Origin of the sequence: Martelella alba, from assembly GCF_005217455.1 — a bacterium.
GTDB lineage: Bacteria > Pseudomonadota > Gammaproteobacteria > Enterobacterales > Enterobacteriaceae > Acerihabitans.
In genome coordinates this window covers 233,025-259,936 of the sequence record NZ_SZPQ01000002.1, presented here as the reverse complement: position 1 = coordinate 259,936, position 26,912 = coordinate 233,025, and the positions used below count along the sequence as shown (strand labels likewise).

Here is a 26,912-nt window from a genome sequence, read left to right as displayed (position 1 = left end):
GGTAAAGGATGATTGAGGCAGATCGTTTGATTTCCGCCGGTGTGGTGCTGCCCGAAGAGGTCATCGACCGGGCCATCAGGCCGAAAACCCTGGCGGATTATATCGGCCAGCCGCATGTGCGCGAGCAAATGGAAATTTTCATCCAGGCGGCGAAATTGCGCGGCGATGCCCTCGATCATCTGTTGATATTCGGTCCGCCGGGACTGGGTAAGACGACCCTGGCCAATATCGTCGCCAATGAAATGGGGGTGAGTTTACGCACCACCTCCGGACCGGTACTGGAAAAACCCGGCGATCTGGCGGCGCTGCTGACCAATCTCGAGCCGCACGATGTCCTGTTCATCGATGAAATCCACCGCTTGTCGCCGGTGGTGGAAGAAGTCCTGTATCCGGCCATGGAAGATTATCAACTTGATATCATGATAGGCGAGGGGCCGGCGGCGCGCTCCATCAAGATCGATCTGCCGCCTTTCACCCTGGTGGGCGCCACCACGCGGGCCGGCTCACTGACGTCTCCGTTGCGCGATCGGTTCGGTATCGTGCAACGGCTGGAATTTTACCAAGTGGCGGATTTACAGCATATCGTCAAGCGCAGCGCCGAATGCCTGGACTTGCCTATCACCGAGGACGGCGCCCACGAAATCGCCAAACGGGCGCGAGGCACGCCCCGTATCGCCAACCGGCTGTTGCGCCGGGTACGGGATTTCGCCGAGGTGCGCGCGCAGGGCGTCATAAGCGATGAGGTGGCGATCAACGCCCTGGATTTGCTGAATGTCGACACCGAGGGGTTCGATTTCATGGACCGCAAGTTACTGCTGGCCATCATCGACAAGTTCGTCGGCGGTCCGGTGGGGCTGGATAATCTGGCGGCGGCCATCGGCGAAGAAAAGGAAACCATCGAAGATGTACTGGAGCCTTTTCTGATCCAGCAGGGGTTTATCCAGCGCACGCCCCGTGGCCGGATCGCCACCGCTTACGCTTATCGGCACTTTGGTATCGACCGCGACGATGACTCGCAGGCATAATCGGTGACGGGCCCCGTCGGCGGCCCGCCATGCCAACGTTGTCGTTGGCGCGCGGCCGCCCTAGGCGAACACCGCCGTCAACCCGCCCCCATGCGGGCGAGGGCAGAGCAGTGGCGGCGTTGCGTTGCGCCCGCCTGGGCGATTCGGCGCTAGATACGTTGGCGATACCCCAGACTCAGCACAAATAGCAACGAGGCGCATAACACCACCGAGGGGCCGGCCGGCGTATCATACCAGGCCGACAGGCCCAATCCGCCTGTGACGGCCAGCATGCCGGCAATCGCGGCCAGCAGCGCCATCTGTTCCGGCGTGCGGGAAAAACGGCGGGCCGCGGCGGCCGGTATAATGAGCAGGGAGGTAATAATAAGCGCACCGACAAATTTCATGGCCAGCCCGATGGTCAACGCGGTCAACAGCATCAGCAGCAGTTTGACGCGCGGCAGGCTAATGCCGTCCACATGGGCCAGTTCAGGACTGATGGTGACTGACAGTAATGACCGCCACTGCCAGGCCAGCAGCGCCAATACCACGATGACGCCGCCGGCGATGGGCAGAATATCGTCAAACGTTACCGACAGCAGATCGCCGAACAGATAAGCCATCAAATCCACCCGCACATCCGACATCAGACTGACCACCACCAGACCCAGCGACAGCGCGCTGTGCGCCAAAATCCCCAGCAGCGTATCTATGGCCAGTTGCGGAAAGCGCTCCAGCCAGACCAGGCCCAGCGCCAACAGCAGCGTAACCGCGATCACCGCATAGAACGGATTGACGTTAAGCAGTAACCCCAGGGCGACGCCCAGCAGCGAAGCGTGGGCCAGGGTATCGCCGAAATACGACATCTTGCGCCAGACCACGAAAGAGCCCAACGGACCGGCCGCCAACGCCAGCAAAATCCCGGCCAGCCAGCCGGGCAGCAATAACGCCATCATAACCGGCGCGCCTTCCGCCGGATCGTATTCCCCCGGCACGGCTCATCGAGGGGATCATGCTGGTGGCGATACAATGTCAGTTGCGTCATAGATACCCGTCATACTTCACGTTGCCTCTTTGTTGGCTTCGCTCGCTCACGTTGGCCACATAGTCGGCTATGCTCCTGGGGACCTGTTCGCTTGACGCCGCGATGCCACTCGACGCATTCAGCGCATACTGCCGGCCAAAGAGCGCCACGAATTCGGGGTGGGCCGACACGGTTTGCGGTGTGCCGATGCAGCGGATATGGCGATTCAGACACAACACCTCGTCGGTTTTGGTCATCACCAGATGCAGATCATGGGACACCATCAATACCCCGCACCCCAGACTCAGGCGCAACCGGTCTATCAGATCGTAGAGCGCGGCCTGTCCCCCCACGTCCACCCCCTGAGTCGGTTCGTCCAGCACCAGCAACTGCGGTCGGGTGAGCAGGGCGCGCGCCAATAGCACCCGCTGCATCTCGCCGCCGGACAGTTTCTGCATGGGCAGGCCGCGCAAATACCCGGCCCCGACCCGGGATAGCGCGGGGTCGATATCGGTTTTTTTCACCCCTTGTCGCAAGCGCATAAACCGCTCCACCGTCAGCGGCAGCGTCGCATCCAGATGGATTTTTTGCGGCACATAGCCGATACCGAGCGTTCGGTCGCGTCGTAACGCGCCGCTGTCCGGTTTTATCAATCCCAGCACCACCCGGACCAGCGTGGATTTACCGGCCCCGTTGGGGCCGACCAACGTTAGGATGCGTCCGGATTGCAACGTCAGTGAAATATCGGAAAGAACGCGCCTGGCGCCGAAACTCACAGATATATGGTCGAGTGCTACCAGCGTCGTCATGTGATTAAACGTTACGAAACAAACAAATTGTTATATTATCACACGCCGAATCGTTGCCGAAGAGAATTATCATCATGAATTCACCTCAGACAAAATGGCTAGGCGCCCTGATAACGGCTGTTCTCCTGCTGATTGGCGCTGCCGGACAGAGCAGGGCGGCCATGCTGGTCTCCATCCGCCCCCTGGGATTTATCGCCTCGGCCATCGGCGATGGCGTCATCGACACCGATATCCTGCTGCCTGACGGCGCCTCGCCGCACGGCTACGCGCTGCGCCCCTCCGACCTTGGCCGGATTCGCCGCGCCGATCTGGTGATATGGATCGGGCCGGAAATGGAGGCCTTTCTGACCAAACCGGTCAGGGAATTGCCGGCGCAGAGCGTATTGACGCTTAGCGATCTGCCGTCGGTGCGGCCGTTGCTGCAACTGGGCCATGACGACGATGACACCCGGTCCGCCCATGGCGACCATGATCATGGCCGGGTCAATATGCATTTATGGCTATCGCCGGCCATCGCCGAAGCCGCCGCCATTGCTATTCATGATCGCTTGTTGGCCTTAAAACCCGATAAGAAATCACAATTAGATGAAAATCTACAATCTTTCACCGCGTCCTTGACAAAAAATGACAAAACAATCGCTACAATGCTAGCGCCGGTTGCCGGGAAGGGCTATTTCGTCTTCCACGACGCCTATGGCTATTTCGAGAAACACTACGGGTTGTCCCCGCTGGGGCATTTCACCCTTAATCCCGAAATTCAGCCCGGCGCCCAGGCCTTACATACTATCCGAACACAGTTGGTTGAGCATAAAGCCGTATGCATTTTTGCTGAGCCGCAATTCAGGCCGGCCGTTATTGATGCCGTGGCAAGGGGAACGTCGGTGCGCAAAGGCACGCTGGACCCGCTGGGAATCGGCATCCCCTTAGGCAAGGAGAGTTATTTCCGTTTTTTGACGCAACTGTCCGACGCCTATTTGAGCTGCCTGAATACACATCCATGAGGAAAGGAATAGGTGCCGCAGCTCGTACGTTCCATCGCCCTGGCATATAATAATCTGCCCAAACCCCACCGCGTAATGCTGGGGTCTCTGACGTTAATCACCCTTGCCGTCGCAGTTTGGCGGCCTTATGGCTACTCTCCGGTATCCACCACCACGGTTTCCGACGATGCCGGCAGCCGTCCCCTCCCGCCGGTCAAAAAGACCCTGAGCAATTTGGCGCCGGGGTCCAGCGAGCCTCTGGAGCAGGCGCCGGCCGTCAATGACGACGATGTGCCCCCGGTGGACGATCTCGACGAAAAAATCACCGGCGAAACCGGCGTCCATGATTATGTCGTTTCGGAAGGCGATACGCTTGGCAGCATATTGACCCAATACGGCATTGATATGTCAGAGGTGACCCAACTGGCGCAGCAGTTTCCGCAACTGCGCAATTTGCAGATAGGCCAGCGGATATCCTGGACCTTGAACGATGCCGGCAATCTGCAACGTTTGACATGGGAAATGTCGCGGCGGGAAACCCATACCTATGATTTGGTCAATGGCGCTTTCAAGGAAAGCGTGGCTCAGCAGGCCGGGGTATGGCGCGATGTCGTGGTACGGGGCAAGGTCGACGGCAGTTTTATCAACAGCGCGCGTTCGGCGGGCTTATCCGGCGAGGAAATCAGTTCGGTCATCAAGGCATTGCAATGGCAACTGGATTTTCGGAAATTGCAGCAGGGCGATGCGTTTTCCGTGCTGACCTCCCGTGAAATGCTCAATGGCCGTAGCGAGCAAAGCGATTTGGTGGGGGTGCGCCTGCATACCGGCGGCAAGGATTACTACGCTTTCCGCGCTGACGACGGTAAATTTTACAACCGCGACGGCGCCGGTCTGGCCCGCGGTTTTCTGCGTTTTCCCACCGCCAAGCATTACCGTGTTTCATCGAATTTCAATCCGCGGCGCCTGAACCCCGTGACCGGCCATATCGCCCCCCATCGCGGCGTGGATTTCGCCATGCCGGTGGGTACGCCGGTGCTGGCGGTGGGTGACGGGGAAGTGGTGGTCAGCAAAAACGGTGACGGGGCCGGCAATTACATCGCCATTCGTCACGGACGCCAATATATGACCCGCTATATGCACCTCAAAACCCTGCTGGTTAAACCCGGTCAAAAGGTGAAGCGCGGCGAGCGCATCGCCTTGTCCGGCAACACAGGGCGATCCACCGGGCCGCATTTGCATTTTGAAATCTGGATCAATAATCAGGCGGTCAATCCCCTGACCGCCAAACTGCCCCGCACCGAAGCGCTTTCCGGACGGGAGCGCGTCGATTACCTGGCGCAAGTCAAGGAAGCGATGCCGCAATTGCAACCCAACTGAATCCTGACCCATTCGAATGGCATCGCGGCGTTGGTTGAGCGACACGTTGGCCAGGAAGAGGCTAAACCGCCGGCAGTGGGTTTTTGGTGAGTGACGGGACGTCACTCACCCACGGGAGCATAGCCTTTTACGCCGCCGCGCCAGACGATACTGGCTTACCGGTCGCGGTTTGCCGATAATAGCGGCCCGGTCATCAGTTCCGGTAAGGCAACCCGGTAAAAACAGAGTGCAGAGACAGACATGGAAAACGCTCACAAAGCCACATCCGCGGTCGAGTTCATTCCCGAGTTCAAAACGCGATTTTTTTTGCCCCGGTATTGGGGCATCTGGTGCGCCATAGGCTTAATCGCCGGCGCGACATACGTTGCGCCGCGATGGCGTGATCCGGTGTTGGGCGCGCTGGGCAAGCTGGCGGGGAAATTCGCCAAAGGCGCACGCCGTCGCGCCCGGGCCAATATCCGTTATTGCCTGCCGGAACTGTCCGAGGCGCAACGGGAAGGTCTGATAGACGAAATGTTCGCCATGATCCCGCAATCGACGGTTTTCATGGCCGAATTGGTCTGCCGCGATTACGCCCGGTTGAGCAAGCGGGTCCACTGGCATGGGGAAGACATCCTCCAGGGCCTGTGCGACAGCCAACGCAATATTATTTTCCTCGTGCCGCATGGTTGGGCGGTGGATGTCCCGGCCATGTTGCTGGCGGCGCGGGGACAGAAAATGGCGGCGATGTTTCACAATCAGAGCAACGAACTGGTGGATTATGTCTGGAACCGTATGCGGCGCAGCTTTGGGGGACGCCTGCATGCGCGCAATGACGGTATCAAACCCTTTCTCGCATCGGTCCGCCAGGGGTATTGGGGCTACTATCTCCCTGATCAGGACCACGGACCGGAGCACAGCATATTTGTGGATTTTTTCGCCACATACAAGGCGACCCTGCCGGTTATCGGCCGGATGATGAAGATTTGCCGGGCCGCGGTGGTGCCGCTATTTCCGGTATACAACAATCGCACCGGCGAACTGGATGTCTATATCAGGCCGCCCATGGACGATATCGCCGAGGCGGACGACCGGCAAATAGCCCGCCGCATGAACGAGGAAGTGGAAAATCTGGTCCGGCCGAATCCCGAGCAGTATACCTGGATCTTGAAACTGCTTAAAACCCGCAAGCCGGGCGATGCCAACCCTTATCAACGCTGAGCGGGCCTCGCCGGATTACGCCGTGCGGTTCGCGCTGTCCCGGCGGGGGAAGGCGGCGCCATAGCAAAAAGCCCTCCACAGTGGGAGGGCTTGATATCCGCCGCCGGCGCGGCGGGCAAAATTTATTCCACCCGCAAGATACGGCTGGTATTGGTGGTGCCCACCGTGCCCATGACATCGCCCTGCGTGATAATCACCAAATCGCCGGACACCAAAAAACCCTTGTCCCGCAACAGATTGATAGCCTGGGTGGCAGCAAAGACGCCTTCGCCGTCGCTATTGAAATACACCGGCGTTACTCCCCGGTATAAAGCGGTGAGGTTCAGGGTATGCTCATGGCGCGACAGGGCGAAAATCGGCAGCCCTGAACTGATACGGGACATCATCAGCGGCGTGCGTCCCGATTCCGTCAAGGTAATGATGGCGCTGACGCCCTTGAGGTGATTGGCGGCATACATGCTGGACATGGCAATGGCTTCTTCGATGTTATCGAATTGCACGTCCAGCCGGTGTTTGGAGACATTGATGCTGGGTATTTTCTCCGCGCCGAGACAAACGCGCGCCATGGCGGCCACGGTTTCCGCCGGGTATTGGCCGGCGGCGGTTTCGGCGGACAGCATTACCGCATCGGTGCCGTCCAGCACGGCATTCGCCACGTCCATCACCTCGGCCCGGGTGGGCATCAGATTGGTGATCATGGATTCCATCATCTGCGTGGCGGTGATCACCGCGCGGTTTAGTTTACGGGCGCGGCGGATCAGTTTCTTCTGGATCCCCACCAGCTCGGGATCGCCGATTTCAACGCCCAGATCGCCTCGAGCGACCATCACCACATCGGAGGCCAGGATGATATCGTCCATGGCTTCGTCGCTGGATACCGCTTCGGCTCGCTCCACCTTGGAGATGATCTTGGCGTTGCAACCGGCATCGCGCGCCAGTCGGCGGGCGTAATTAAGGTCTTCGCCGGTACGCGGGAAAGAGACCGCCAGATAGTCCACGCCGATTTTCGCCGAGGTCAGGATATCAAGCTTGTCCTTCTCCGTCAGGGCAGACGCCGTCAGCCCCCCGCCCATTTTGTTGATGCCCTTGTTGTTGGACAGCGGACCGCCCACGGTCACTTCGGTATGCACCTGGGCGCCGGATACCTCCTGAACCTTGAGCTGCACGCGCCCATCGTCCAGCAACAGAATGTCGCCGGGCACCACATCGCCGGGCAAGCCCTTATAGTCGATGCCGACCCTTTCCCGGTCGCCTTCGCCCTTGCCCAGATTGGCATCGAGTATGAACTTGTCACCTACGCTAAGGAATATCTTGCCCTCCCTGAAAGTGGAAACACGGATTTTCGGTCCCTGTAAATCCCCCAGGATCGCCACATGCCTTCCCAGCTTGGCGGCAATCTCACGTACCTTATTGGCGCGGATCAGATGATCTTCTGTGCTGCCGTGGGAAAAATTGAGGCGAACCACATTGGCGCCGGCGGCAATGACCTTTTCGAGGTTATTGTCTCGGTCGGTGGCTGGCCCCAGCGTGGTTACGATTTTGGTTCTTCTGAGCCGTCTGGACATGGTAACTCCGTTGACTTGGGCATTATTGGTGTAGCAAAAATCCATCGTATCATTCATTATCCCGGTAGCCGGCTTAATGGCTGCGGAAGAGGCGTGATACGGCTGTGTAAAGTCTTCCCTCGCATCTGACAAGGGCCGGTCCGTTTTTCGGCCCCCTGGTGAGGTTATTTTTCATATAATACGGTATTAATCAAATTTATATGCGGCGGAATCCACTTTATCAAAGCGCGATTCCTTCAGGGCTTCCTTGACCCGTTTCAGGTTGTCTCTGAATTTGGCCCCTCGGCGCAAAGTAAAACCGGTGGCCAAAACATCGATTAATGTCAACTGGGCAATCCTGGATATCATCGGCATAAAGACATCGGTATCCTCGGGGACATCCAGAGCCAGCGTAAGAGAAGCCTCGCGGGATAGCGGCGAGTAAGGCGACGTTACGGCGATGACGGTAGCGTCATTTTCGCGCGCCAATTGCGCCAGGTCCACCAGTATTTTGGTCCGACCGGTATGGGAAATCAGCACCACCACATCCCCTTCGCCGCAATTCATGCAACTCATGCGCTGCATGACGATATCCTCGGAATAGACGATGGGAATGTTAAAACGAAAGAATTTATTCATTGCGTCATGGGCGACGGCGGCTGAGGCGCCAAGACCGAAAAACGAGATTTTTTTCGCCTGGGTCAGCAAATCCACCGCCCGGTTGACGGCGGCGATATCCAACCGGGTTTTCACCTGTTCCAGGCTGGCCATGGTGGACTCGAAAATCTTCACCGTGTAGGAATCGACGCTGTCGTCTTCATCCACATTCCGGTTTACATACGGTGTGCCATTAGCCAAACTCTGAGCAAGCTGCAATTTGAAATCGGGGTAGCCTTTGGTATCCAGACGGCGGCAGAAACGATTGACGGTAGGCTCGCTGACATCGGCCATCCGGGCCAACAGCGCGATGCTGGCGTGAATGGCGCTTTGGGGAGAAGCGAGAATCACGTCCGCCACCTTCCGTTCGGATTTGCTCAGCAACTCCCTATGGCTGTTGATCTTTTCCAGCATGTTCATAAGTGAATAGCTCATGGTTTTAGCCGATTTCACCTAAAGATGAAATCATTACCGTTTTGATGAAATATACTACGTGCCGGTAAGCAAAGGCAGCGAATCCGGCTGACATAGCGAGTTTTTTGCCAGAGTATGACCCGTGTCTAACTTTCAAAGATGTAATATATTGACATTAATGTATATAAATTACATTTTTATCAGCGGTTACTAGTTGAAATAAGCTGATAAAAGTGCTGCATAGGGTCTTTTTCTGATAATTTACTGGTTGATGTCAAAAAAATTCTTTTAATATGTAATAAAATTACAAACATCCTGCACGAGGAGAGGAACATGGCGGCAACATCCATTACCCAGGCTTGCGATCTGGTGATTTTCGGCGCGAAGGGCGATCTGGCGCGACGGAAATTACTGCCTTCCCTGTATCAGTTGGAAAAGGCCGGGTCAATCCATCCGGAAACCCGCATCATCGGGGTAGGGCGTGCCGACTGGGACGCGAAAGCTTATACCAAGGTGGTGCGGGAAGCGCTGGAAACCTTCATGAAGGAGCCTATCGACGAAAAGCTCTGGAAGACGCTCAGCGCGCGCCTGGATTTTTGCAATCTCGACGTGAACGACACGAAAAATTTCGCGCGCCTGGGAGAAAAACTCGACCAGCAGAACCGTGTCACCATCAACTATTTCGCCATGCCGCCCAATACATTCGGCGCCATCTGCCAAGGCCTGGGGGAAGCCGGGCTGAACCAAGAACCCGCCCGGGTGGTTATGGAAAAACCGTTGGGTACCGACCTGGCTTCCTCGCAAGTCATCAACAACCAGGTGGAAAAATATTTCAAGGAGTGCCAGGTCTACCGCATCGACCATTATCTCGGCAAAGAGACCGTACTCAACCTGCTGGCGCTGCGTTTCGCCAATGCGCTATTCGCCACCAACTGGGATAACCGCACCATTGATTCGGTGCAGATTACCGTCGCCGAAGAAGTGGGCATCGAGGGCCGCTGGGGTTATTTCGACAAAGCCGGCCAGATGCGCGATATGATCCAGAGCCACCTGTTGCAAATTCTGGCCATTATCGCCATGTCGCCGCCGTCCGATCTGACCACCGACCGTATCCGCGATGAGAAAGTCAAAGTGTTGCGTTCACTGCGCCGTATCGATCATACCAATGTCCGTGACACCACCGTGAGAGGACAATATACCGCTGGCTTCGTGCAAGGCAAAAAAGTGCCGGGCTATCTTGAGGAAGACGGAGCGAACAAGAGCAGCCATACCGAGACCTTCGTTTCCATCCGGGTGGATATCGATAACTGGCGGTGGGCCGGCGTGCCGTTTTATCTGCGCACCGGCAAACGACTACCGACCAAATGTTCCGAAGTGGTTATTTATTTCAAAAATCCGGCGCTCAATCTGTTTCGCGACTCCTACCAACAATTGCCGCAGAATAAACTGACCATCCGTTTGCAGCCTGACGAGGGGATGGATATCCAGATCCTTAACAAAGTCCCAGGACTCGATCATAAGCATCGGCTGCAAACCACCAAACTGGACTTGAGTTTCACCGAAACGTTCAACCAGGAACATCTGGCGGACGCCTATGAACGTCTGCTGCTGGAGACCATGCGGGGTATCCAGGCCCTGTTTGTGCGCCGCGATGAAGTGGAAGAAGCCTGGAAGTGGGTGGGCTCCATCATGGAGGCCTGGGCGGCGGACAACGATGCGCCGAAGCCCTACCAGGCTGGCACCTGGGGTCCGGTGGCCTCGGTAGCCATGATCACCCGCGACGGCCGCTCCTGGAACGAATTCGAATAAGTTAACCCAATAATTGTTGCCGTATCGGCAAGACAGGAGATAACACGTAATGAAAAACTGGAAAACAAGCGCGGAAACCATCTTGACCGCGGGTCCGGTTGTGCCGGTCATCGTTATCCATAAACTGGAACAGGCCGTACCGCTGGCGAAAGCGCTGGTGGCCGGCGGGGTGCGGGTGCTGGAAGTCACGTTGCGCACCGCTTGCGCCGTCGATGCCATCCGCGCGATTGCCAACGACGTACCGGGAGCCATCGTCGGCGCCGGTACCGTGACCAATGTCAATCAGTTGGCCGAAGTCACCGCCGCGGGCGCCCAGTTCGCCATCAGTCCCGGCGTGACCGAGCCGCTGCTGAAAGCCGCCGTCGAGGGCAACATCCCCCTTATTCCCGGTATCGCTACCGTTTCTGAGTTGATGCTCGGCATGGATTACGGCTTGCGGGAATTCAAATTCTTTCCGGCGGAAGCCAACGGCGGCGTAAAAGCCCTTCAGGCGATTGCCGGCCCATTCTCCCAGATCCGTTTCTGCCCAACTGGCGGTATTTCGCCGAAAAACTACCGTGATTACCTGGCGTTGAAAAGCGTCTTGTGCATCGGCGGCTCCTGGTTGGTGCCTAATGACGCGCTGGAGGCGGGCGACTACGCGCGCATCACCGAACTGGCGAAAGACGCCGTCGCCGGCGCAAAAGCCTGATCGGCGGCCCTGTACCCGCCGGCATCCGGCAGGAATTGACCCGCCGGGTTGTCGGCTAGTCCATCGTCGCCATGGACGACAGGCAGATTCCCCCGTCCGGGGGGATTGTCAGCTGCGGGCGTTGACGGCGGCCGCAGCGGTTTTCGCCTCCTTCACGGCGTCTTCCACCGTATCGGCCGCGGCCAGCGCCACGCCCATCCGGCGTTTACCGTTGATGGACGGCTTGCCGAACAGTCTGATCTGCCGGCCGGAGGCCAACGCCTGCTCCAATCCATCGAACCGGACATTATCGCTGTTAAGCTCCGGCAGTATGACGGCGGAGGCGGTGGGCCCGTACTGCCGGATCCCGCCGATGGGCAACCCCAGAAAAGCGCGGACATGCAGGGCGAACTCGGACAGATCCTGCGACAGTAATGTCACCATGCCGGTATCGTGGGGGCGGGGCGACACCTCGCTGAAAATCACCTCATCGCCGCACACGAACAGCTCGACCCCAAACAACCCTCGTCCGCCCAAGGCGCTGACCACCCGTCCGGCGATATCGCACGCCCGTTGCCAGGCCAGCGGACCCATTGGCTGAGGTTGCCAGGATTCCCGATAATCGCCGTCTTCCTGCCGATGGCCAATGGGTTGGCAGAAATGGATGCCGTCCACCGCGCTCACGGTCAGCACGGTGATCTCAAAATCAAAACGGACCAGCCCCTCGACGATAACCTTGCCGCCGCCGGCACGGCCGCCTTGTTGGGCATATTTCCAGGCGTCATCCAATGACGCGGGATCTCTGACCAGACTTTGTCCCTTGCCGGACGAGCTCATCACCGGTTTGACGAACAGCGGGAAACCGATGGCCGCCGCCGCGTCAGCGAATTCATCGCGGTTGCCGGCGAAACGATAGGGCGACGTGGGCAGGCCTAGCGTTTCCGCCGCCAGGCGACGGATGCCCTCGCGATTCATGGTCAAACAAGTGGCGCGGGCGCAGGGCACCACGAGGTGGCCGAGCTGTTCGAGCGACGCCAGCATATCGGTGGCGATGGCCTCAATTTCCGGCACGATAAAATCGGGCCGCTCCTGCTCAATCACCGCTTTTAGTTCCTCGCCGTCCAACATATTAATGACATGGGCGCGATGGGCGACATGCATGGCCGGCGCATCGGCGTAGCGATCGACGGCGATCACCTCCACGCCCAGGCGCTGGCATTCAATAGCGACCTCTTTGCCGAGCTCGCCGGAACCCAGCAACATCACTTTGGTGGCGTCGGGACGCAGAGCGGTACCTATGGTTAGCATTTTCTTCACCTGGATTGATAAATTTGTCCGCAGTCATCACGCGAAGGCCGGGACCTTCGCGCAACAGACTAGGCGGCGATTTGAAGGCACGAAAGTATAAACGAAAACGTTTGCCTGCGCAGCAGAACGGGTTACCTGTCGGCGGATCCTTTGAGCGTGAACCCGGCAGGCCCAACGTCGGCCAGAAGCCTGACGCGTATAAATCGTTATGATTTATGGCCGAACTGATAGACTCGCCATACCTCACGTTGCCTCTTTGTTGGCCGCGCCCGCTCGCCCCCGCGATGCAACTCGACATACTTAAAGTATAAATCCCTTTTTCAAGGGATTTGGCACAGGCTATTATCAATAGATTGCGTTTTGCAAAGGGTCACGTATACGGACGCCGAAGCGAACCCGACAGGACGCAACCCCATACCTTGAAAAAAAGATAAACAGTACAAGTGGAGGCTTTATGCATAAATCGGGATCCGGTCTGGTAGGCGCGTTAGTACTCGGACTGTTATTGTCGCCTCACGTCCTCGCGGCGCTCCAGACCCCCTCGACCGGGACGTCGTCGTCGACCGCGCCGGCATCGGCCGATGCGTCTGCGGCGACGCAACCCGCTGCCGATACATCCCAGGCCACGTCGCCGACCTCCGAGAATTCCGCGACGCCGTCCACCAGTCAAAACGCGGTACCGCCCGTGCCGGCGACGCCCCAGCCTTCGCCAAAACCGCCCGCGGCGAAAATCGCGCCGGTACCGGACCAGAAGGCGCCGTCCTCGTCGCAGGACAATGCCGGATCCGCTGGGGCTGAAAAGACTGCGCCGGTGGAAAAACCGGCGGCGAAACCCGCGCCGGCGGAAAAGACCGAGTCAAAACCCGCGCCGGCGGAAAAGACCGAGTCAAAACCCGCGCCGGCGGAAAAGCCGGTAAAGAAATCTGCTTCCGCGGAAAAAACCACGGTAAAATCCGCCCAGAAAAAAAACGCTGAAAAGGCTGCGGCCACCGCCAAAGAAAGCGATAAAACCAAGCCCGCCGCCAAAGCCACTGATGTCAGAACATTCAAAGTGTCGGCTTGTCCCGATCTGAATGCGATACAAGTGGCGGATCTCATTAAACAGGATTACACCGAAAATCGCTTTCCGCGCTTTGAGGATGATAAGCAGGCGTTGGGCAGCGACAACATCGTGGCATGGGTGAATCCGGAAGATGTCACCGGTACGGGCGATGACTGGCAAGCTCCGCTGCAAGTCCGTGGCGCCGCCGCCGATCGCAGCTATCAGGTCAGCCTTGATTGCCAGAAAGGCGAGATCAGTTATTCTCTGAAAAAGTGATCCCGGCCATTCCCCGCCCTAACCGATTGGCTTAACGGTCGCCCGGGGCGGGCGGCCGTGGTCAACGCCTGTCGCCGACATCGGCATGCCCATGATCGCCTCGGGTTATCAAGTCTCTGCTGGCCGTCATTCCCGCCGGTCGGCGGCCCGGTTACCGGCGGCCGGAAGCCTTTGCGGGACAAGGACATGTTCCCGCCTACGCTTGGCATCCAAGCATATTCGTGCCACTCTGTTTCTTATCCGGAATTTAAGGAATGGAACCTATGATTTTTCCCCCCATAGCCAAAAAAAGGCCTCATCCGCTCACCCTGCATGACGACAGCCGGGTGGACGATTACTATTGGCTGCGCGATGACAAGCGCGAGGACCCGGAGGTATTGGCCTACCTGGCCGGCGAAAATACCTATGGCGAGGCAATGATGGCCGGCCATGAAGAACTGCGGCACACCCTGTTTACCGAAATGGTGGAACGCATACCGCAACAGGATCGCTCCGTTCCCTATGTCCGACGCGGCTACCGTTACCAAAGCCGTTACGAACAAGGCAATGAATACGCGGTGTATACCCGCCAGGCGGAGGCGCTGGGGGTAGACTCCCCTTGGGAAGTCCTGCTGGATGGCAACAAGCGCGCCGCACAGAGCGAGTTTTACACCATGGGATCATTGGATGTCAGTCCGGACAATACTATTGTCGCCGCAGCTGAGGATTTCCTGTCACGCCGGCTGTACGGCATCCGTTTTAAAAACCTGGCGCGCGATTCATGGTATCCGGAGGTGATCGAAAATGCCTCGTCTGGCTTTGAATGGACTAATGATTCGCAATACATCTATTATGTTCGTAAACATAAAAAGACCCTGCTGCCTTACCAGGTCTTTCGGCATAAAGTCGGTACGGCCACTGAATCGGACGAATTGATTTATGAGGAAAACGACGACACGTTCTATGTGAGCGTGCATAAATCCACTTCCGAGCGCTACATTATCATCGCGCTGGGCAGCACCACTTCCGGCGAGATCCTGTTGCTTGACGCCGATTGCCCGAACGCGAAGCCGCAGCGGTTCCTGGCGCGGCGCCATGATCACGAATATTCACTGGACCACTACCAGGGCCATTTCTATTTACGTTCCAACCGCGAGGGTAAAAATTTCGCGCTCTATCGTTGCGAAACCGCGGATGAGACCTCGTGGCGGACGCTTATCCCGGCGCGGGAGGACGTGGTGCTGGAAAGTTTCACGCTGTTTCGCGACTGGCTGGTGGTGGAAGAGCGCCATCAGGGTTTGACCAGCTTGCGGCAGATCCATTGGCAAAGCGGCGAAGAGAAAGGGATCGCGTTCGATGACCCCACATATGTCACCTGGCTTGCCTATAATCCCGATCCGCAGACCGTTTGGCTCCGGTACGGCTATTCGTCCATGACCACGCCGACCACGCTGTTCGAAATCAATATGGACACAGGCGAGCGCAAGATGCTCAAACAATCGCGGGTCAAAAATTTCGATGCCGGCCAGTACCGTAGCGAGCGGCTGTGGATCACCGCCAGGGACGGCGTAGAGGTGCCGGTATCGCTGGTGTACCGCACGGATCTTTATCAGCCGGGCGCCAACCCATTACTGGTCTACGGCTATGGCTCTTACGGCAGCAGTATGGATCCGGATTTCAGCGCCAGCCGGCTTAGCTTGCTGGATCGCGGTTTCGTGTATGCGCTGGCCCATGTCCGCGGCGGCGGCGAACTCGGCCAGCAGTGGTATGAAGACGGCAAACTGTTTAAAAAAATGAACACGTTTTACGACTTTATCGATGTCACCCGCGCCCTTATCGACCAGGGCCGCGGCGACGCAAGCCGGGTCTTCGCCATGGGCGGCAGCGCGGGCGGGCTATTGATGGGCGCGGTCATTAATATGGCGCCGGATCTCTTCAAGGGCGTCGTGGCGCAAGTGCCTTTTGTCGATGTGGTGACCACCATGCTGGATGAGACCATTCCTCTGACCACCGGCGAATACGATGAATGGGGCAACCCGGCGGAAAAGGCCTATTACGATTATATGAAAAGCTACAGCCCTTACGATCAGGTTAAGGCCCAGGCTTATCCCAATCTGCTGGTGACCACCGGCTTGCACGATTCCCAGGTGCAATACTGGGAACCGGCCAAATGGGTCGCCAAACTGCGCGCCAACAAGACAGACGATAACCTGCTGCTGCTGTGCACCGATATGGACTCCGGGCATGGCGGCAAATCGGGCCGTTTCAAAGGTTACGAGGGGGTTTCTATGGAATACACGTTTATCTTATCCCTGGCGGAAAAGGCGGTGGAGTGACCGCAGGTTATTCCCGCGCGGCGTTTTTCAAAAAATGGCTGATGCTATAACGCATATCCGCGGATAAATCTTTCAGGTTTTTCAGCATCCAATGCAGATAGCCCGGGTCTTCCCGGGCGATGCGCTCCAGAGACTGGCCGCGGTATTTGCCGAATTTCAACGTGGTCAATAAGGTCGCCTCGTTGCTCAGGGCGGCCATCTCCTCGGCGCTCCATCCCGAATCATTGATGATTTTCATCAGCAACGCCGCCGTGACATAGCAGTCATACAAAGCGCGATGAGGATATAATCCATCGGGTACCGCCACCGGCAAATCCAGGGCATAACGCAGATATTGATTGCCGTACTTGATGCCCGGATACAGTTTACGGGCCAGTTTAACGGTGCAAATCCATTGCCCGTGCATTTCCGGTAGCATACGCCTGTCAAACGCGGCATTGTGGGCGACATAATAAGGACTGCCCTGATACCGGCCAATCACTTTGGCGATTCGGGGTTTATCTTCGACCATCTGCTCGGTGATATGATGAATGGCCATCGCCTCGTAGTCGATGGGGCGTCCGGGATTCACCAGATCGCTCATGGCGTTGACGAGTCTGCCATCGATAAGATCCACCGAGGCGACCTCGACGACGCCGCCTTCCAGACCGCAGGTTTCGGTGTCGATAATACGAAATGACATGGTTTTTACCACTGTTGCCCAAAGGCCTATTATGGCCTGAACGGCGGCAACAAAAAACCCGCATGCGCTGCGGGTTTCATCTTGGCGGACCGGACGAATATCAGGCGATATCGGGTTGGGCCTTTTTAGCGCGCTTTTCAGCCCGTTTTTCTTCGGGTGTTTTCAGCGGCTTTTTCTTGGTGTCTTTCTTTCGATCCATTCCCTTACTCATGATTTACCTCGCTGTAAAAGAATCGGAAACACGGCAATAATTAACTGCCTGTTGAGTACGTTAATCAAGTCAAATCGTGCTATTGCGCGTGGGTCGACGGGCCGGAAACACTGCCGCCGCGCTATTTTTTCGGCTCGTAGGGCAAGCGGGAAAAACCAAGCGACGCATGCCGGTAAAAAGCCACCCGCTCACGGAAATAGGCTCTTAAGGATTCCGGTTGTTCCCGTTCAATGTGCTCCGCCACCACCGGCATGTTGTAGCGTTCTTTGAAGGCGACGCCCGACGCGGCCAAATCGACGTTGATTTTATCTCTTGTCTCGCGGTCAAGGTTCGCCAGATTATAGGCCATCGTTCCTCCTGTATTGACGGGCCGACGGCCTAAAATAGTGGACCTGGGGATAAAAGGCAAGGGGGGGGCTGGACGCCATCCCTGCCATGGTCTGTGCCGCCGCATGGCAAAGCCCATTATTTTTGATGCATACGAATAATAATCGTTGTCATTATCTAATGGGTGATGCCGTGGTGAATTAGCATTGCCAACTCGCCTTAAATATAAATAATAACGTTTATCAATATCATTTTTCCAATTAGCTTCTTGTTGGCGCCGTCAAAAGAAATATTCAATCTCATTGAAATATAGCGTGATTTTGTTATTTATCAATCTGGGTTAATTTTAAGTTTAAATTTTGTTATATTATTGGCATAATGCCAATGAAGATGACAAATCTCTAATACAGGAAGCCCGCCCATGTTAAAACAAGAAATGGCAAATAAACTGAATGAGCAATTAAATCTGGAATTCTTCTCTGCCAATTTGTATTTGCAGATGAGCGCCTGGTGCAGTGATAAAGGTTTTGAAGGCGCCAGCGCGTTTCTCAAAAGACAGTCTCGGGAAGAGATGGATCATATGCGGCGCCTGTTCGATTATCTGAACGATACCGGTTCTATGCCGATACTGGGCGCCATTGAAGCGCCGCCCACCGGGTTTGCCTCGCTGGCGGAGCTGTTCAAACGCACCTACGAACATGAGCAGATGATCACGGTCAAGATTAACGAACTGGCCCATGAGGCCATGACCCTGCGTGATTACTCCACTTTCAACTTCCTGCAATGGTATGTGGCTGAGCAGCATGAAGAGGAGAAACTATTCCGTTCCATTCTCGACAAACTGTCGCTGGTGGATGCCGACAGCAGCGGCCTGTTCTTTATCGATCAGGATTTGAAAAAAATGCAAAACGGCGAGGGTGACGCCACGTCGGCCTGACCGGCAAGTCGTTGCGCCGGATTAACCTTGTTCCCCGGCGCCGCGTGGTTTTCTCGACTTCGGTCCAGTCAATCGCTATTATCGATGGGCGCTGTGGCGAGCCAGTGTTTCAACGGGGCTTTCCCTGCGTTATTCAGCAAGGCGCCGCGATGGTCGGGAATGGGCCGCGGGGCGTTGGATTGGCCCACCAGGCGCCCGCGATAATAAGGAATGGCAGTTGATGTCGATACAGCTAAGGTTCCCGCCGTTTTTTCCGGCATTGGCCGGCTTGATGCCCACCGGACCGGATAAGTCCGCCGTTCCCGCCGCAATCCGACACAAAGGATCAAGGCCATAGCCTTGGAAAAATGTTGACCTTGGCGGCCTTTTTCTCGGTTGGCCGTTTCGTCCATATTGCGGCGCTAATGCAACTGTTCGGCATACTGCTGTTTGGCGAATATTTCGCGCCGGCCACATTGCGGCCGCGTTTGCGCGCCCTGTTTGCGCGTGCCGTCGGAATCCTGGTTTGGTGGGTTTTTCTGACCGCCATACTGATATTCCTCGCGCAAAGCGGTCAGATGGGCGAGGGATGGGGCGATGTCATTCGCCCGGCGATCTGGCTGGCGATGTTGCATACCGTCTTCGGATCGGTGTGGCTTTGGCATGGGATTATCGCGCTGGCGGCTGTCATCATCGCCGCCGGCCCGCCGCAATCGGCCCAGTGGCAACGCGGGATGTTGCTGGCGGCGGCCGGATTGCTGATAACCTACTCCCTTACCGGCCACGCCGCGATGTCCGACGGCTTACGTGGCGTGTTGCAGCGGGGCAATCAAATACTCCATCTGTTCTCCGCCGCCTGGTGGGTGGGGAGCCTGGCGCCTTTATTATGTTGCCTGCCTTTGCTGCGTCAGGCCGACCGGCCGGAGGCCATTTCGGCCTTGATCCGTTTTTCCCGTAGCGCGCATGTGGCGGTGGCGGTGGTGATTTTATCCGGTTGGCTTAATGTCCGTCTTATTTCGGGCCGGTGGCTGCCTGGTTTCACCAATGCCTATCATTGGCTGTTGTCCGTTAAGGTGGCGCTGGTCGGCGTCATGGTTATTCTGGCTATCGTCAACCGTTACCGGGTAGTGCCGGCGATGGCCCGTCATCATCCGCGCGGCGTCCATTACCTGGCCATACTGACGGCGGCAGAGTTGATATTGGGTGCGGTGGTATTATTAATTGTCAGCGTTTTCGCGACCTTCGAGCCTTGAGGCGCCCACTGGCGCCCTATTGATGAGGGAATGAGTTGTGCTATGAAAATTTTGCCTTTATTCGCCGCGGCGACAATATTACTCGCCCAATCGGCCGCCGCCGCGCAAATGGTTACCGTAAGCCGATTTCAGTATGGCAAACAATGGGCGTTCACTATGGAAGAGCTCCAATTGTTATGCCGGCCGGATCACTCCGTATTCGCGCTGAATATGAATACGTTGGTGCAATATCCCCTTAATGACAAAGCGGTGGATGCGATGAAATCCGGACAGGTTAAAGCGGCCCCGGTGGAGAATATTCTGCTAAACGATCCTTCCCGTCCAGGTAAAAAAATGCGCATCGCGCCTTTCACCGAACGTGCTTTGCGGCTTTGCGATACCCCACAGGCTGGCCGCACGGATAGTTAGCCGATTGATAGTTTACAATGTTAATAACTATAAGCGTGCTTGATATCACAAAGTTATGATTTTGTGAACGAATGGAGCGTTTGATGGGGCCGCGCCGGTGGAAAAGTGGCGATAAACTCCTATACTGACACTTGTAAGGCTAAACAGCTTACATTAATGCCAACTTTTAGCGCACGGCTCTGAACAAAGAGCCATTTCCCTGGACCGAATATAGGAATCGTATTCGGTCTTTTTTTAAAGGGTAGTGCAATCAACCAGTTACTTTGCAATCAGTCACTTACCCTCACCCTATTCTACCGTATTCTACCCATTATGACGCTCTGTAGACACTTTGTAGTCATTGAAACCGGCCAACGGGTTGAGATGGATCGCGTCTTCCAGATGGTCAGGCGCGAAATGCGCATAGCGCATGGTGATGCGGATATCGGAATGGCCGAGGATACGTTGCAGCACGATAATGTTACCGCCGCGCATCATAAAGTGGCTGGCAAAGGTATGGCGTAATACATGGGTCATTTGTCCTTCAGGTAATTCAATGCCCGCCAGCCTGATTACCCGGTAAAATTGCTTATAGCACGGCGCGAATAATTTACCTTCCCGTTTAATCAACTGGTCATACATCTCTTGGGCCAGCGGCACGGTGCGATTCTTTTTACCTTTGGTGTTAATAAAGGTGATTTTACAGGGCGATAGTTGCGACGCCTTGAGGCTGGCCGCTTCGCTCCAGCGCGCGCCGGTGAAAAGGCAAAGGCGCACTATCAACGTCAGCTCGGGATTGCCATGAGTTGTGCAGGCGGCTAATAACCGCTGAATTTGCTCCGGCGTCAGCCAGGCCATTTCCCGTTCCGACTGATCGAATTCGCGGATATTCTCCAGCAGGTTAGGTTGGTACCATTCCCCAAGCCGTTTCAGCTCGTTGAATACCGCCCTTATGAAAGCGTGTTCGCAGTTAATCGTACCGGTGGACACTTTGCGGGTGGCAAGACTGGTGCTATAGCCGTTATCGATTAAACCTTCCAGGCGCTGATCGCGGTAATGCGCCCAATCTTTGGCGGTCAGCGCCGAGGCGATCGGATCGCCCAGGCCATTACAGATGATATTGAGTTTTCCCAGGCGGCCTTTTTTGTCGTTTAACGAACAGCCGTGGAGCTTATACCAAAGATCGATCAATTCACTCAGCTTGCGCCGGTCTTCTTTCTGCCCCAGCCAGGGTTTTTCTTTGGTCTGTTCCACCAAGTAGTGTTCATAGGCCGTGGCTTCGCCTTTGGTGGTAAAGGTCTTCCTAACCCGCTTGCCGCTCCGGCCATTCGGGTAGTAGTCGCAAATCCATTTCCCGGTCGGCAATTTTTTTATGGTCATTTAAAAGAAACACAGTCTAAACAAAAACGTGAATTTACTGTATATAAAAACAGTATTCAATGTTTGTTTAGGCTGTGGGTAAACATAGGCGTTTTTGGCAATAAAAAAACCTGCTTTTGCAGGCTTTTTATTCGGTTACATCCATAATACCGCTTGTCGGTTTTCCGCGTGGGGTGGGGCGGGGTTGATATTACCGGGGATCCAGGAGCCTTTGTGCTGCGCGTTCATTGGTAGGCCGATGGATTAACTGGTTTACCTTATTCGGCATCGAGGGGTTAAAAAGTCTTCCCTCTGGACGTCAAAAACGCTGGCCAGTAAACGCTATCATGCGAATGCTTAACCTGTTAATTCAACGTTCTCCACAAGACTTTGGTTATCTTCGTTCACGCTGGAGTAGCGAGTTGTTATCTATTGAAATTAATAGATTATTTAATGCCACATTGCATCCAGCAACGCTTCGTAAATGGTTGCCAGGAGCCGGGCTTGTTTGGCGTCGGGCGGCTCCTCCCAACGCCGGGCAAAAACGAAAAACATTACATGGCTGGCGCATTGCATGCCGGAACCGGTCGGGTCGATTACGTCAGCGCAACTCGCAAAAACTCTGATTTATTTATCCAGATGCTCAACCACCTGAAAAGCACTTACCGCAGCGCGAAGAGTATTACAGTCATCGTTGATAACTACATCATTCACAAAAGTAAGAAAACACAACAATGGCTGAAACGGAACACGAAATTTATTATTATTTATCAACCGATTTATTTATCTTGGGTCAATCGGATCGAACTGCTATGGCTGGCACTCCATGAGACCATTACACGCAATCATCGATATCGATACATGTGGCAATTATTGCGAAAGGTACAAATATTTATGAAAGCGGCGTCACCATTTCCCGGCAATGGGCATGGGCTAACAAAAGTGGAGCGACATTAGGCACAGGTATTTAGTTTTGACTTTTATCAGGCTTATTACTCAGCGGAAAAGAAAGAAATTCTGCATTACAAACTAGATCTATTAAAGTTTAAGTTTTGATGAAAAAATATAACTATTTTAAGCTGATAACTAATGGCATTGTTATCGATTTAATTTATTGATATTATCGAGTATGGTTAAGATAAATTTTGTCAATAGTTGCGTAACTACGATGTCTATTTTTTATGGGTTATTGTGTCGACGTATAAGAGTAAATATAGTGCTATATCATCATTGAGAAATTTTTTATTTATTACATAATACAATAAATTATATTATCAATGAAACATTACTCAACATAGTTATCAATATTCTCTTTCAATAATTCATTCATGTAATTGGATAACAAACGTAAAGCAAAGGCAGTTTCCCCTATATTGGCCTGATCCATGGCAGCAAAAAGGGTCAGCTTTACAAGATAAAGCGATTCATTTAATTCAATGCCGTTCATTAATAAAAATACGGACGTCGCCTGGAACGCGGTTCTTTTATTAGCATCATTAAACGCATGCGCCTTAGCGATGCCGATTAAATACATGGCTGCCAATTTAAATACGTCATCGCAATTTTCATAATAATGCAATGTTTCGACGCGGTTTAACGCCCCGGCAAGTTTATTGATATCCGGTAGACCTGATTGTGGCAGAGTTAATAATTGGATTTCAATCACTTGTTCTTGCGTCAGGAAATCAAAATCCATTATTTATCACCCAAGATCTTTATGGTATTGGCATGCCGGGTTCTTGTGGTCTCAAGGGCATCCTTAAACGATAATTTTCTATTGTCTCTAACTCTGACTGAATTAGACGAAAGAGCAATGTTTTTGCTTCGGCCAGAGTTTGCGTCATTAGCAGACGGTTTAACAGTTTTCTGCGCTGCCTGCTTGACGGATAATTCTCCGCCATCGCGTAAATAAGCCAGCCAGTAGGGAAGGTCTTGCTGAAATTCTTCATAGGATATCGATTTCATAGGCACCTCCTTTATCGTATACCGCAATGATAGCATACAGCCTATCAACTGAAAATGCGGCTATGGGGTAGTGTACTGGAACATAACTCCATATCATTACCAATCATATAATTATCAATATGATAAGGCGGTTATACGCTACTGTATCCCGTACTAAGGGGGATGGTCGCCGTGTACCCAAAGCTCAGCCTAAGCTGTGTTAACCAACTGAGCCCAAGATATTGACGGTGACATCAAGGGAGCCTATCCAGTTCACTGCTGTTAACCGCGATATTTGACCGCCTATTTGCCAATTTGCCGTTGAGTGTAGGCAAGGCGGCCACCATCATAGTTTATAGTAGCCATTTTGTAGACGCCTTTTCATATGATATCTTTAACTTATTGTATTTATTGATTTTGTTGCGTATTTTTGCCTCCCCTGAAAATCCCTAAAAACTCCCCGAAAACCTGTATTTTGTCTCAATTGAAATGTACTCCGAACCGCGGTTATCCAGATATTTTTGTGTCATGGCCATGTTATTCTGTTCGAGTCATTCTTGCGCGAATTACACCCCCTATTTGGACTCATAAAGTCGCCCGGCCAGGCTGCGCATTTCGTGAAAAGAGGGCGGGTTAGCGCTGAACGGGATCCCGCTTGTGTCCCTGACATCGGAAAACGCCTGTGTCAGGCCATCCGCCGTCAGCGGGCCCGGCCGCCACGACGAACATCGGAATAACGCGGGAAGTCACAAGGCTTATTCCCTGGCACCCCTCCACAATGTCGCCCAATATGATGTCGGCCGCCGTCAATTTCAGATCCAGAGGAATGGCCAGCTTGGCGTCGTTTTTCCCTGATCCACAAATAGCCGGTATGCCTTGAAGCAGCACCATCAATCTGATAGGTGAAAAAGTATCCAATGGGAGCGGCGTAAGGTAACTAAGTTAAACAATTCTTAAACGAAAATTAATAATCCTTCAAAACTTATCCTTTTAGTCTGCGCATTGTAAATTTGTTTATAAACCAGGTGGTAAATTCTCTTTTCCTATAGTCAGGATGTAAGCAGTATGGAACAAATCTTCGCCAATGGGTCCCACAATAAGAATAAAGGGGGCCTAAGCCTTTTTATCGATTTACTGCGTGCGACCTCTATTCCCGATGAGTTATGGCGAGAACGTCTTTTCCGAATAAAATTTGGGTTAAGGACGTTAAGCCACCCTATCATCACATTGAAAATCCTTAATCAGATCGTAATAAATCCGGTTTGGAAAACGGCTTTTGCCGCGCAAACAAAATTACCGGACAAAATTCATAAGCCTTATCTGTATTTAGGTTTATCGGTACGGCAGCGCGCATCGGTACTGTTCGCGCATTATAACTTTATCGATAAAATTCAGAATCCCACTATCAGAGATACTTTCTTAAGCCCGCACGGCAACGTCGTTTGCTTATTCAGTGGAAAGGAAGGTGAAACGTTTTCGGTAAAAATGGGATCGATTGGCCGATCGGAACGGGAAGGGGAAACCAACTTGTTCTTGTACATGGATGACACTCGATTGGCCGCATTGACATTCAGCATCACGCCGTGCCAGAGCGGCTATATGATCATCATTGGCGGCTTCCAGGGGGCGAATCGCGCCACCCCTCATGATGTCATCAAACAGGCCACCAAGTCTTGCCATGGGTTGTTTCCCAAACGATTACTTCTGGAGTGCCTGCAATGCGTCGCCGCAAAAATGAATATTCAGCGGATTATGGCGGTGAGCGATGCCGGGCATGTATTTTACTCCTGGCGTTATCGTCACAGAAAAAAGGAGGTTTTCAAGGCAAGCTATAACGAATTCTGGGAGTCAATTGGCGCGGTGTCCCATTCCAACGCGTTATACGATTTGCCTTTGCGCATTGCGCGTAAGGATATGTCCGAGCTACCAAGCAAAAAACGCGCCGAATACAAAAGGCGTTATCTTCTGCTTGACGCACTGAACGGAAGTGTTGAATTGCGGTTCGGGGGCGATGACAAAACGCGCTCCACTTCAGATGCAGATGCGTAGCCTCGTGTCGCGGCGGCAGGCCAGCCTCGCCATCGTTGGGAATGATCGTGCGCCGCCGGCAGAGTGTCTTCGGCGAGAGACGGGACGTCTCTTGTGGAGGATCTTGGCCACAAATTGTCAAGCTTAAGAATTACTATATGCCTACAATTCATTTTATAGTAAATTAATATCACCATATACTTGTCAAACTTCAAGTTGTCTCTTTGTTGGCTGCGCTCGCTCACTCCAGTCACAGAGTCGGCTATGCGCCCGGGGAGGCATGAGAGACATTCTGTCTCTCACCGGAGGCCCGCCGTTGGCGGTTCAAATTCGTTCCCTCGCCGCCGTGATGCAACGCGAAGTTTTACGTCTATATTTTGCATCAGTCGCGTTGCATCGCGACAATTCGAGGAGCCGCCATGAGAGTGCTGTTTGCCGCGCCGGATCAAGCGTGGGGCAATATTCTCGCACAATTTCGGCAAGCGTTGCCCGAGGTGGAATTCGTCGCTGCGGGTCATTACCAGATACCTTCGCTGGCCGGTTTCGATGTTGTTATTCCCACCATGACAAGGTTGGATGCCGCGCTATTAAAGACCAGCGATCGCTTGAGGCTCATACAGCAGGCCGGCGCCGGTCTGGAGGGCGTTGATCTGGCGGCGGCCCGCCAACAGGGGATCGCAGTGGCCAATGTGCCTTCCGATTGCTCCGGTAATGCCGATTCGGTGGCCGAACTGGCGGTCGGCATGATGATCGCGCTGGCGCGCAATATCCGCGCAATCCCCGCCGCGCTGCAAAAGTCGCAATTGGGCAGCCCAATGGGATTGGGTTTGCGAGGTAAAACTGCCGGGTTGGTGGGATTGGGCGGCATAGGTAAAGCGCTGGCCAAACGGTTGGCGGCTTTTGATATGCGGCTTATCGGCATCAAACAACGGGTCGAGGCGGATTTCGCCCGCGCCCATCATTTGGCGTGGTTGGGCACGCTTGAGGATCTGCCGGTACTGCTGGAGCAGGCGGATTTTGTCATACTCAGCTTACCGGACACCGAAGCCACGCACGGTTTAATCAACGCGGCGAATTTGGCTCGCATGCGGCCGGGCGGGTTTCTTATTAATGTGGGTCGGGGTGGACTTATCGATAGGGATGCGTTGCAACAGGCGCTGGCCGCCGGCCGTTTGGCCGGGGCCGGACTGGATGTATTCTGGCAGGAGCCGCCGGACCCAAATGATGCGCTGTTTCGCTATAATGTGCTGGCGACTCCCCATATCGGCGGTGTGACGGATGTCTCTTTGGCCGGTCACGTTCAGGGCGTCTGCGACAACCTGCGCCGTTTAATGCGTGGCGAAGAAATCATGAATCGGCATGCCTGACGCGGCGGC

At 54.5% G+C, this 26,912-nt stretch carries 23 protein-coding genes and 1 pseudogene; 14 read left to right on the top strand and 10 right to left on the bottom strand.

Features of this window, described 5'->3' with window-relative positions; genetic code table 11:
- The first annotated feature begins 8 nt into the window (after window positions 1-8).
- The gene (gene ruvB, locus FCN80_RS03575; protein WP_136988514.1) at window positions 9-1,025 is read left to right on the top strand and encodes a Holliday junction branch migration DNA helicase RuvB; all 1,017 of its coding nucleotides are present in this window, start codon (window positions 9-11) and stop codon (window positions 1,023-1,025) included.
- A 149-nt stretch (window positions 1,026-1,174) separates the two neighbouring features.
- On the opposite strand, the gene znuB is transcribed toward ruvB, so the two are convergent.
- Together znuB and znuC are read right to left on the bottom strand one after the other, a co-directional pair.
- Window positions 1,175-1,960 (bottom strand): zinc ABC transporter permease subunit ZnuB, encoded by a 786-nt coding sequence (gene znuB, locus FCN80_RS03570; RefSeq protein WP_136988513.1) that lies wholly within the window; start codon window positions 1,958-1,960, stop codon window positions 1,175-1,177.
- Window positions 1,961-2,045: 85 nt separating this feature from the next.
- On the bottom strand, window positions 2,046-2,837 hold the full coding sequence (gene znuC / locus FCN80_RS03565; RefSeq protein ID WP_136988512.1) for a zinc ABC transporter ATP-binding protein ZnuC: 792 nt from the start codon (window positions 2,835-2,837) through the stop codon (window positions 2,046-2,048).
- Between the two features lie 74 nt (window positions 2,838-2,911).
- On the opposite strand from znuC, the gene znuA reads away from it, so the two are divergent.
- From znuA to lpxM, 3 genes are all read left to right on the top strand, one after another.
- A complete protein-coding gene (znuA, locus tag FCN80_RS03560) occupies window positions 2,912-3,838 on the top strand; it encodes a zinc ABC transporter substrate-binding protein ZnuA (protein WP_136988511.1) in 927 nt (308 codons plus the stop codon).
- A gap of 12 nt (window positions 3,839-3,850) precedes the next feature.
- Window positions 3,851-5,194, top strand: a complete 1,344-nt coding sequence (gene mepM / locus FCN80_RS03555) for a murein DD-endopeptidase MepM (RefSeq protein WP_136988510.1) — start codon at window positions 3,851-3,853, stop codon at window positions 5,192-5,194.
- Between the two features lie 240 nt (window positions 5,195-5,434).
- Window positions 5,435-6,394 (top strand): lauroyl-Kdo(2)-lipid IV(A) myristoyltransferase, encoded by a 960-nt coding sequence (gene lpxM / locus FCN80_RS03550; protein WP_136988509.1) that lies wholly within the window; start codon window positions 5,435-5,437, stop codon window positions 6,392-6,394.
- Window positions 6,395-6,516: 122 nt separating this feature from the next.
- Here the strand turns inward: lpxM and pyk are convergent, their stop codons facing one another.
- Both pyk and FCN80_RS03540 read right to left on the bottom strand, forming a co-directional pair.
- Complete coding sequence (gene pyk / locus FCN80_RS03545; RefSeq protein ID WP_136988508.1) at window positions 6,517-7,959, bottom strand: pyruvate kinase; 1,443 nt, start codon at window positions 7,957-7,959, stop codon at window positions 6,517-6,519.
- Window positions 7,960-8,145: 186 nt separating this feature from the next.
- Window positions 8,146-9,030 carry a MurR/RpiR family transcriptional regulator gene (locus FCN80_RS03540; RefSeq protein WP_306767831.1) on the bottom strand — a complete coding sequence of 295 codons (885 nt, stop codon included), beginning with the start codon at window positions 9,028-9,030 and terminating at the stop codon, window positions 8,146-8,148.
- Between the two features lie 312 nt (window positions 9,031-9,342).
- Between FCN80_RS03540 and zwf the strand changes: the two genes are divergently transcribed.
- Together zwf and FCN80_RS03530 are read left to right on the top strand one after the other, a co-directional pair.
- Window positions 9,343-10,818, top strand: a complete 1,476-nt coding sequence (gene zwf, locus FCN80_RS03535) for a glucose-6-phosphate dehydrogenase (protein WP_136988507.1) — start codon at window positions 9,343-9,345, stop codon at window positions 10,816-10,818.
- Between the two features lie 49 nt (window positions 10,819-10,867).
- Entirely contained in the window at window positions 10,868-11,509 is a 642-nt protein-coding gene (locus FCN80_RS03530; RefSeq protein ID WP_136988506.1) for a bifunctional 4-hydroxy-2-oxoglutarate aldolase/2-dehydro-3-deoxy-phosphogluconate aldolase, read from the top strand.
- 108 nt (window positions 11,510-11,617) lie between these two features.
- On the opposite strand, the gene purT is transcribed toward FCN80_RS03530, so the two are convergent.
- Window positions 11,618-12,796, bottom strand: a complete 1,179-nt coding sequence (gene purT, locus FCN80_RS03525) for a formate-dependent phosphoribosylglycinamide formyltransferase (RefSeq protein WP_136988505.1) — start codon at window positions 12,794-12,796, stop codon at window positions 11,618-11,620.
- A 454-nt stretch (window positions 12,797-13,250) separates the two neighbouring features.
- Between purT and yebF the strand changes: the two genes are divergently transcribed.
- Both yebF and FCN80_RS03515 read left to right on the top strand, forming a co-directional pair.
- On the top strand, window positions 13,251-14,114 hold the full coding sequence (gene yebF, locus FCN80_RS03520; RefSeq protein ID WP_136988504.1) for a protein YebF: 864 nt from the start codon (window positions 13,251-13,253) through the stop codon (window positions 14,112-14,114).
- A 263-nt stretch (window positions 14,115-14,377) separates the two neighbouring features.
- Entirely contained in the window at window positions 14,378-16,429 is a 2,052-nt protein-coding gene (locus FCN80_RS03515) for a S9 family peptidase (RefSeq protein ID WP_136988503.1), read from the top strand.
- Between the two features lie 7 nt (window positions 16,430-16,436).
- Here FCN80_RS03515 and exoX read toward each other — a convergent pair whose 3' ends face one another.
- Together exoX and FCN80_RS03505 are read right to left on the bottom strand one after the other, a co-directional pair.
- On the bottom strand, window positions 16,437-17,111 hold the full coding sequence (gene exoX, locus FCN80_RS03510; RefSeq protein WP_136988502.1) for an exodeoxyribonuclease X: 675 nt from the start codon (window positions 17,109-17,111) through the stop codon (window positions 16,437-16,439).
- A gap of 332 nt (window positions 17,112-17,443) precedes the next feature.
- Window positions 17,444-17,671 (bottom strand): DNA polymerase III subunit theta, encoded by a 228-nt coding sequence (locus FCN80_RS03505; RefSeq protein WP_136988501.1) that lies wholly within the window; start codon window positions 17,669-17,671, stop codon window positions 17,444-17,446.
- A gap of 399 nt (window positions 17,672-18,070) precedes the next feature.
- Between FCN80_RS03505 and ftnA the strand changes: the two genes are divergently transcribed.
- From ftnA to FCN80_RS03490, 3 genes are all read left to right on the top strand, one after another.
- A complete protein-coding gene (gene ftnA / locus FCN80_RS03500) occupies window positions 18,071-18,586 on the top strand; it encodes a non-heme ferritin (protein WP_136988500.1) in 516 nt (171 codons plus the stop codon).
- A 347-nt stretch (window positions 18,587-18,933) separates the two neighbouring features.
- A complete protein-coding gene (gene copD, locus FCN80_RS03495) occupies window positions 18,934-19,818 on the top strand; it encodes a copper homeostasis membrane protein CopD (protein ID WP_136988499.1) in 885 nt (294 codons plus the stop codon).
- A gap of 42 nt (window positions 19,819-19,860) precedes the next feature.
- Window positions 19,861-20,226, top strand: a complete 366-nt coding sequence (locus tag FCN80_RS03490) for a YebY family protein (protein WP_136988498.1) — start codon at window positions 19,861-19,863, stop codon at window positions 20,224-20,226.
- Between the two features lie 303 nt (window positions 20,227-20,529).
- Here FCN80_RS03490 and FCN80_RS03485 read toward each other — a convergent pair whose 3' ends face one another.
- Complete coding sequence (locus tag FCN80_RS03485) at window positions 20,530-21,585, bottom strand: phage integrase (RefSeq protein ID WP_136988497.1); 1,056 nt, start codon at window positions 21,583-21,585, stop codon at window positions 20,530-20,532.
- Between the two features lie 200 nt (window positions 21,586-21,785).
- On the opposite strand from FCN80_RS03485, the pseudogene FCN80_RS03480 reads away from it, so the two are divergent.
- A pseudogene (locus FCN80_RS03480) lies at window positions 21,786-22,521 on the top strand (transposase); the annotation flags it as partial.
- A gap of 328 nt (window positions 22,522-22,849) precedes the next feature.
- Here FCN80_RS03480 and FCN80_RS03475 read toward each other — a convergent pair.
- Together FCN80_RS03475 and FCN80_RS03470 are read right to left on the bottom strand one after the other, a co-directional pair.
- Window positions 22,850-23,260 (bottom strand): type II toxin-antitoxin system death-on-curing family toxin, encoded by a 411-nt coding sequence (locus tag FCN80_RS03475; protein WP_230492461.1) that lies wholly within the window; start codon window positions 23,258-23,260, stop codon window positions 22,850-22,852.
- Window positions 23,260-23,529 (bottom strand): hypothetical protein, encoded by a 270-nt coding sequence (locus tag FCN80_RS03470; RefSeq protein ID WP_136988495.1) that lies wholly within the window; start codon window positions 23,527-23,529, stop codon window positions 23,260-23,262. The genes FCN80_RS03475 and FCN80_RS03470 overlap by 1 nt, the downstream gene beginning before the upstream one ends.
- Window positions 23,530-24,573: 1,044 nt before the next feature.
- Between FCN80_RS03470 and FCN80_RS03465 the strand changes: the two genes are divergently transcribed.
- Together FCN80_RS03465 and FCN80_RS03460 are read left to right on the top strand one after the other, a co-directional pair.
- Entirely contained in the window at window positions 24,574-25,557 is a 984-nt protein-coding gene (locus tag FCN80_RS03465; RefSeq protein ID WP_136988494.1) for a VirK/YbjX family protein, read from the top strand.
- Window positions 25,558-25,955: 398 nt separating this feature from the next.
- Window positions 25,956-26,903 carry a 2-hydroxyacid dehydrogenase gene (locus tag FCN80_RS03460; RefSeq protein ID WP_136988493.1) on the top strand — a complete coding sequence of 316 codons (948 nt, stop codon included), beginning with the start codon at window positions 25,956-25,958 and terminating at the stop codon, window positions 26,901-26,903.
- Window positions 26,904-26,912 lie beyond the last annotated feature (9 nt).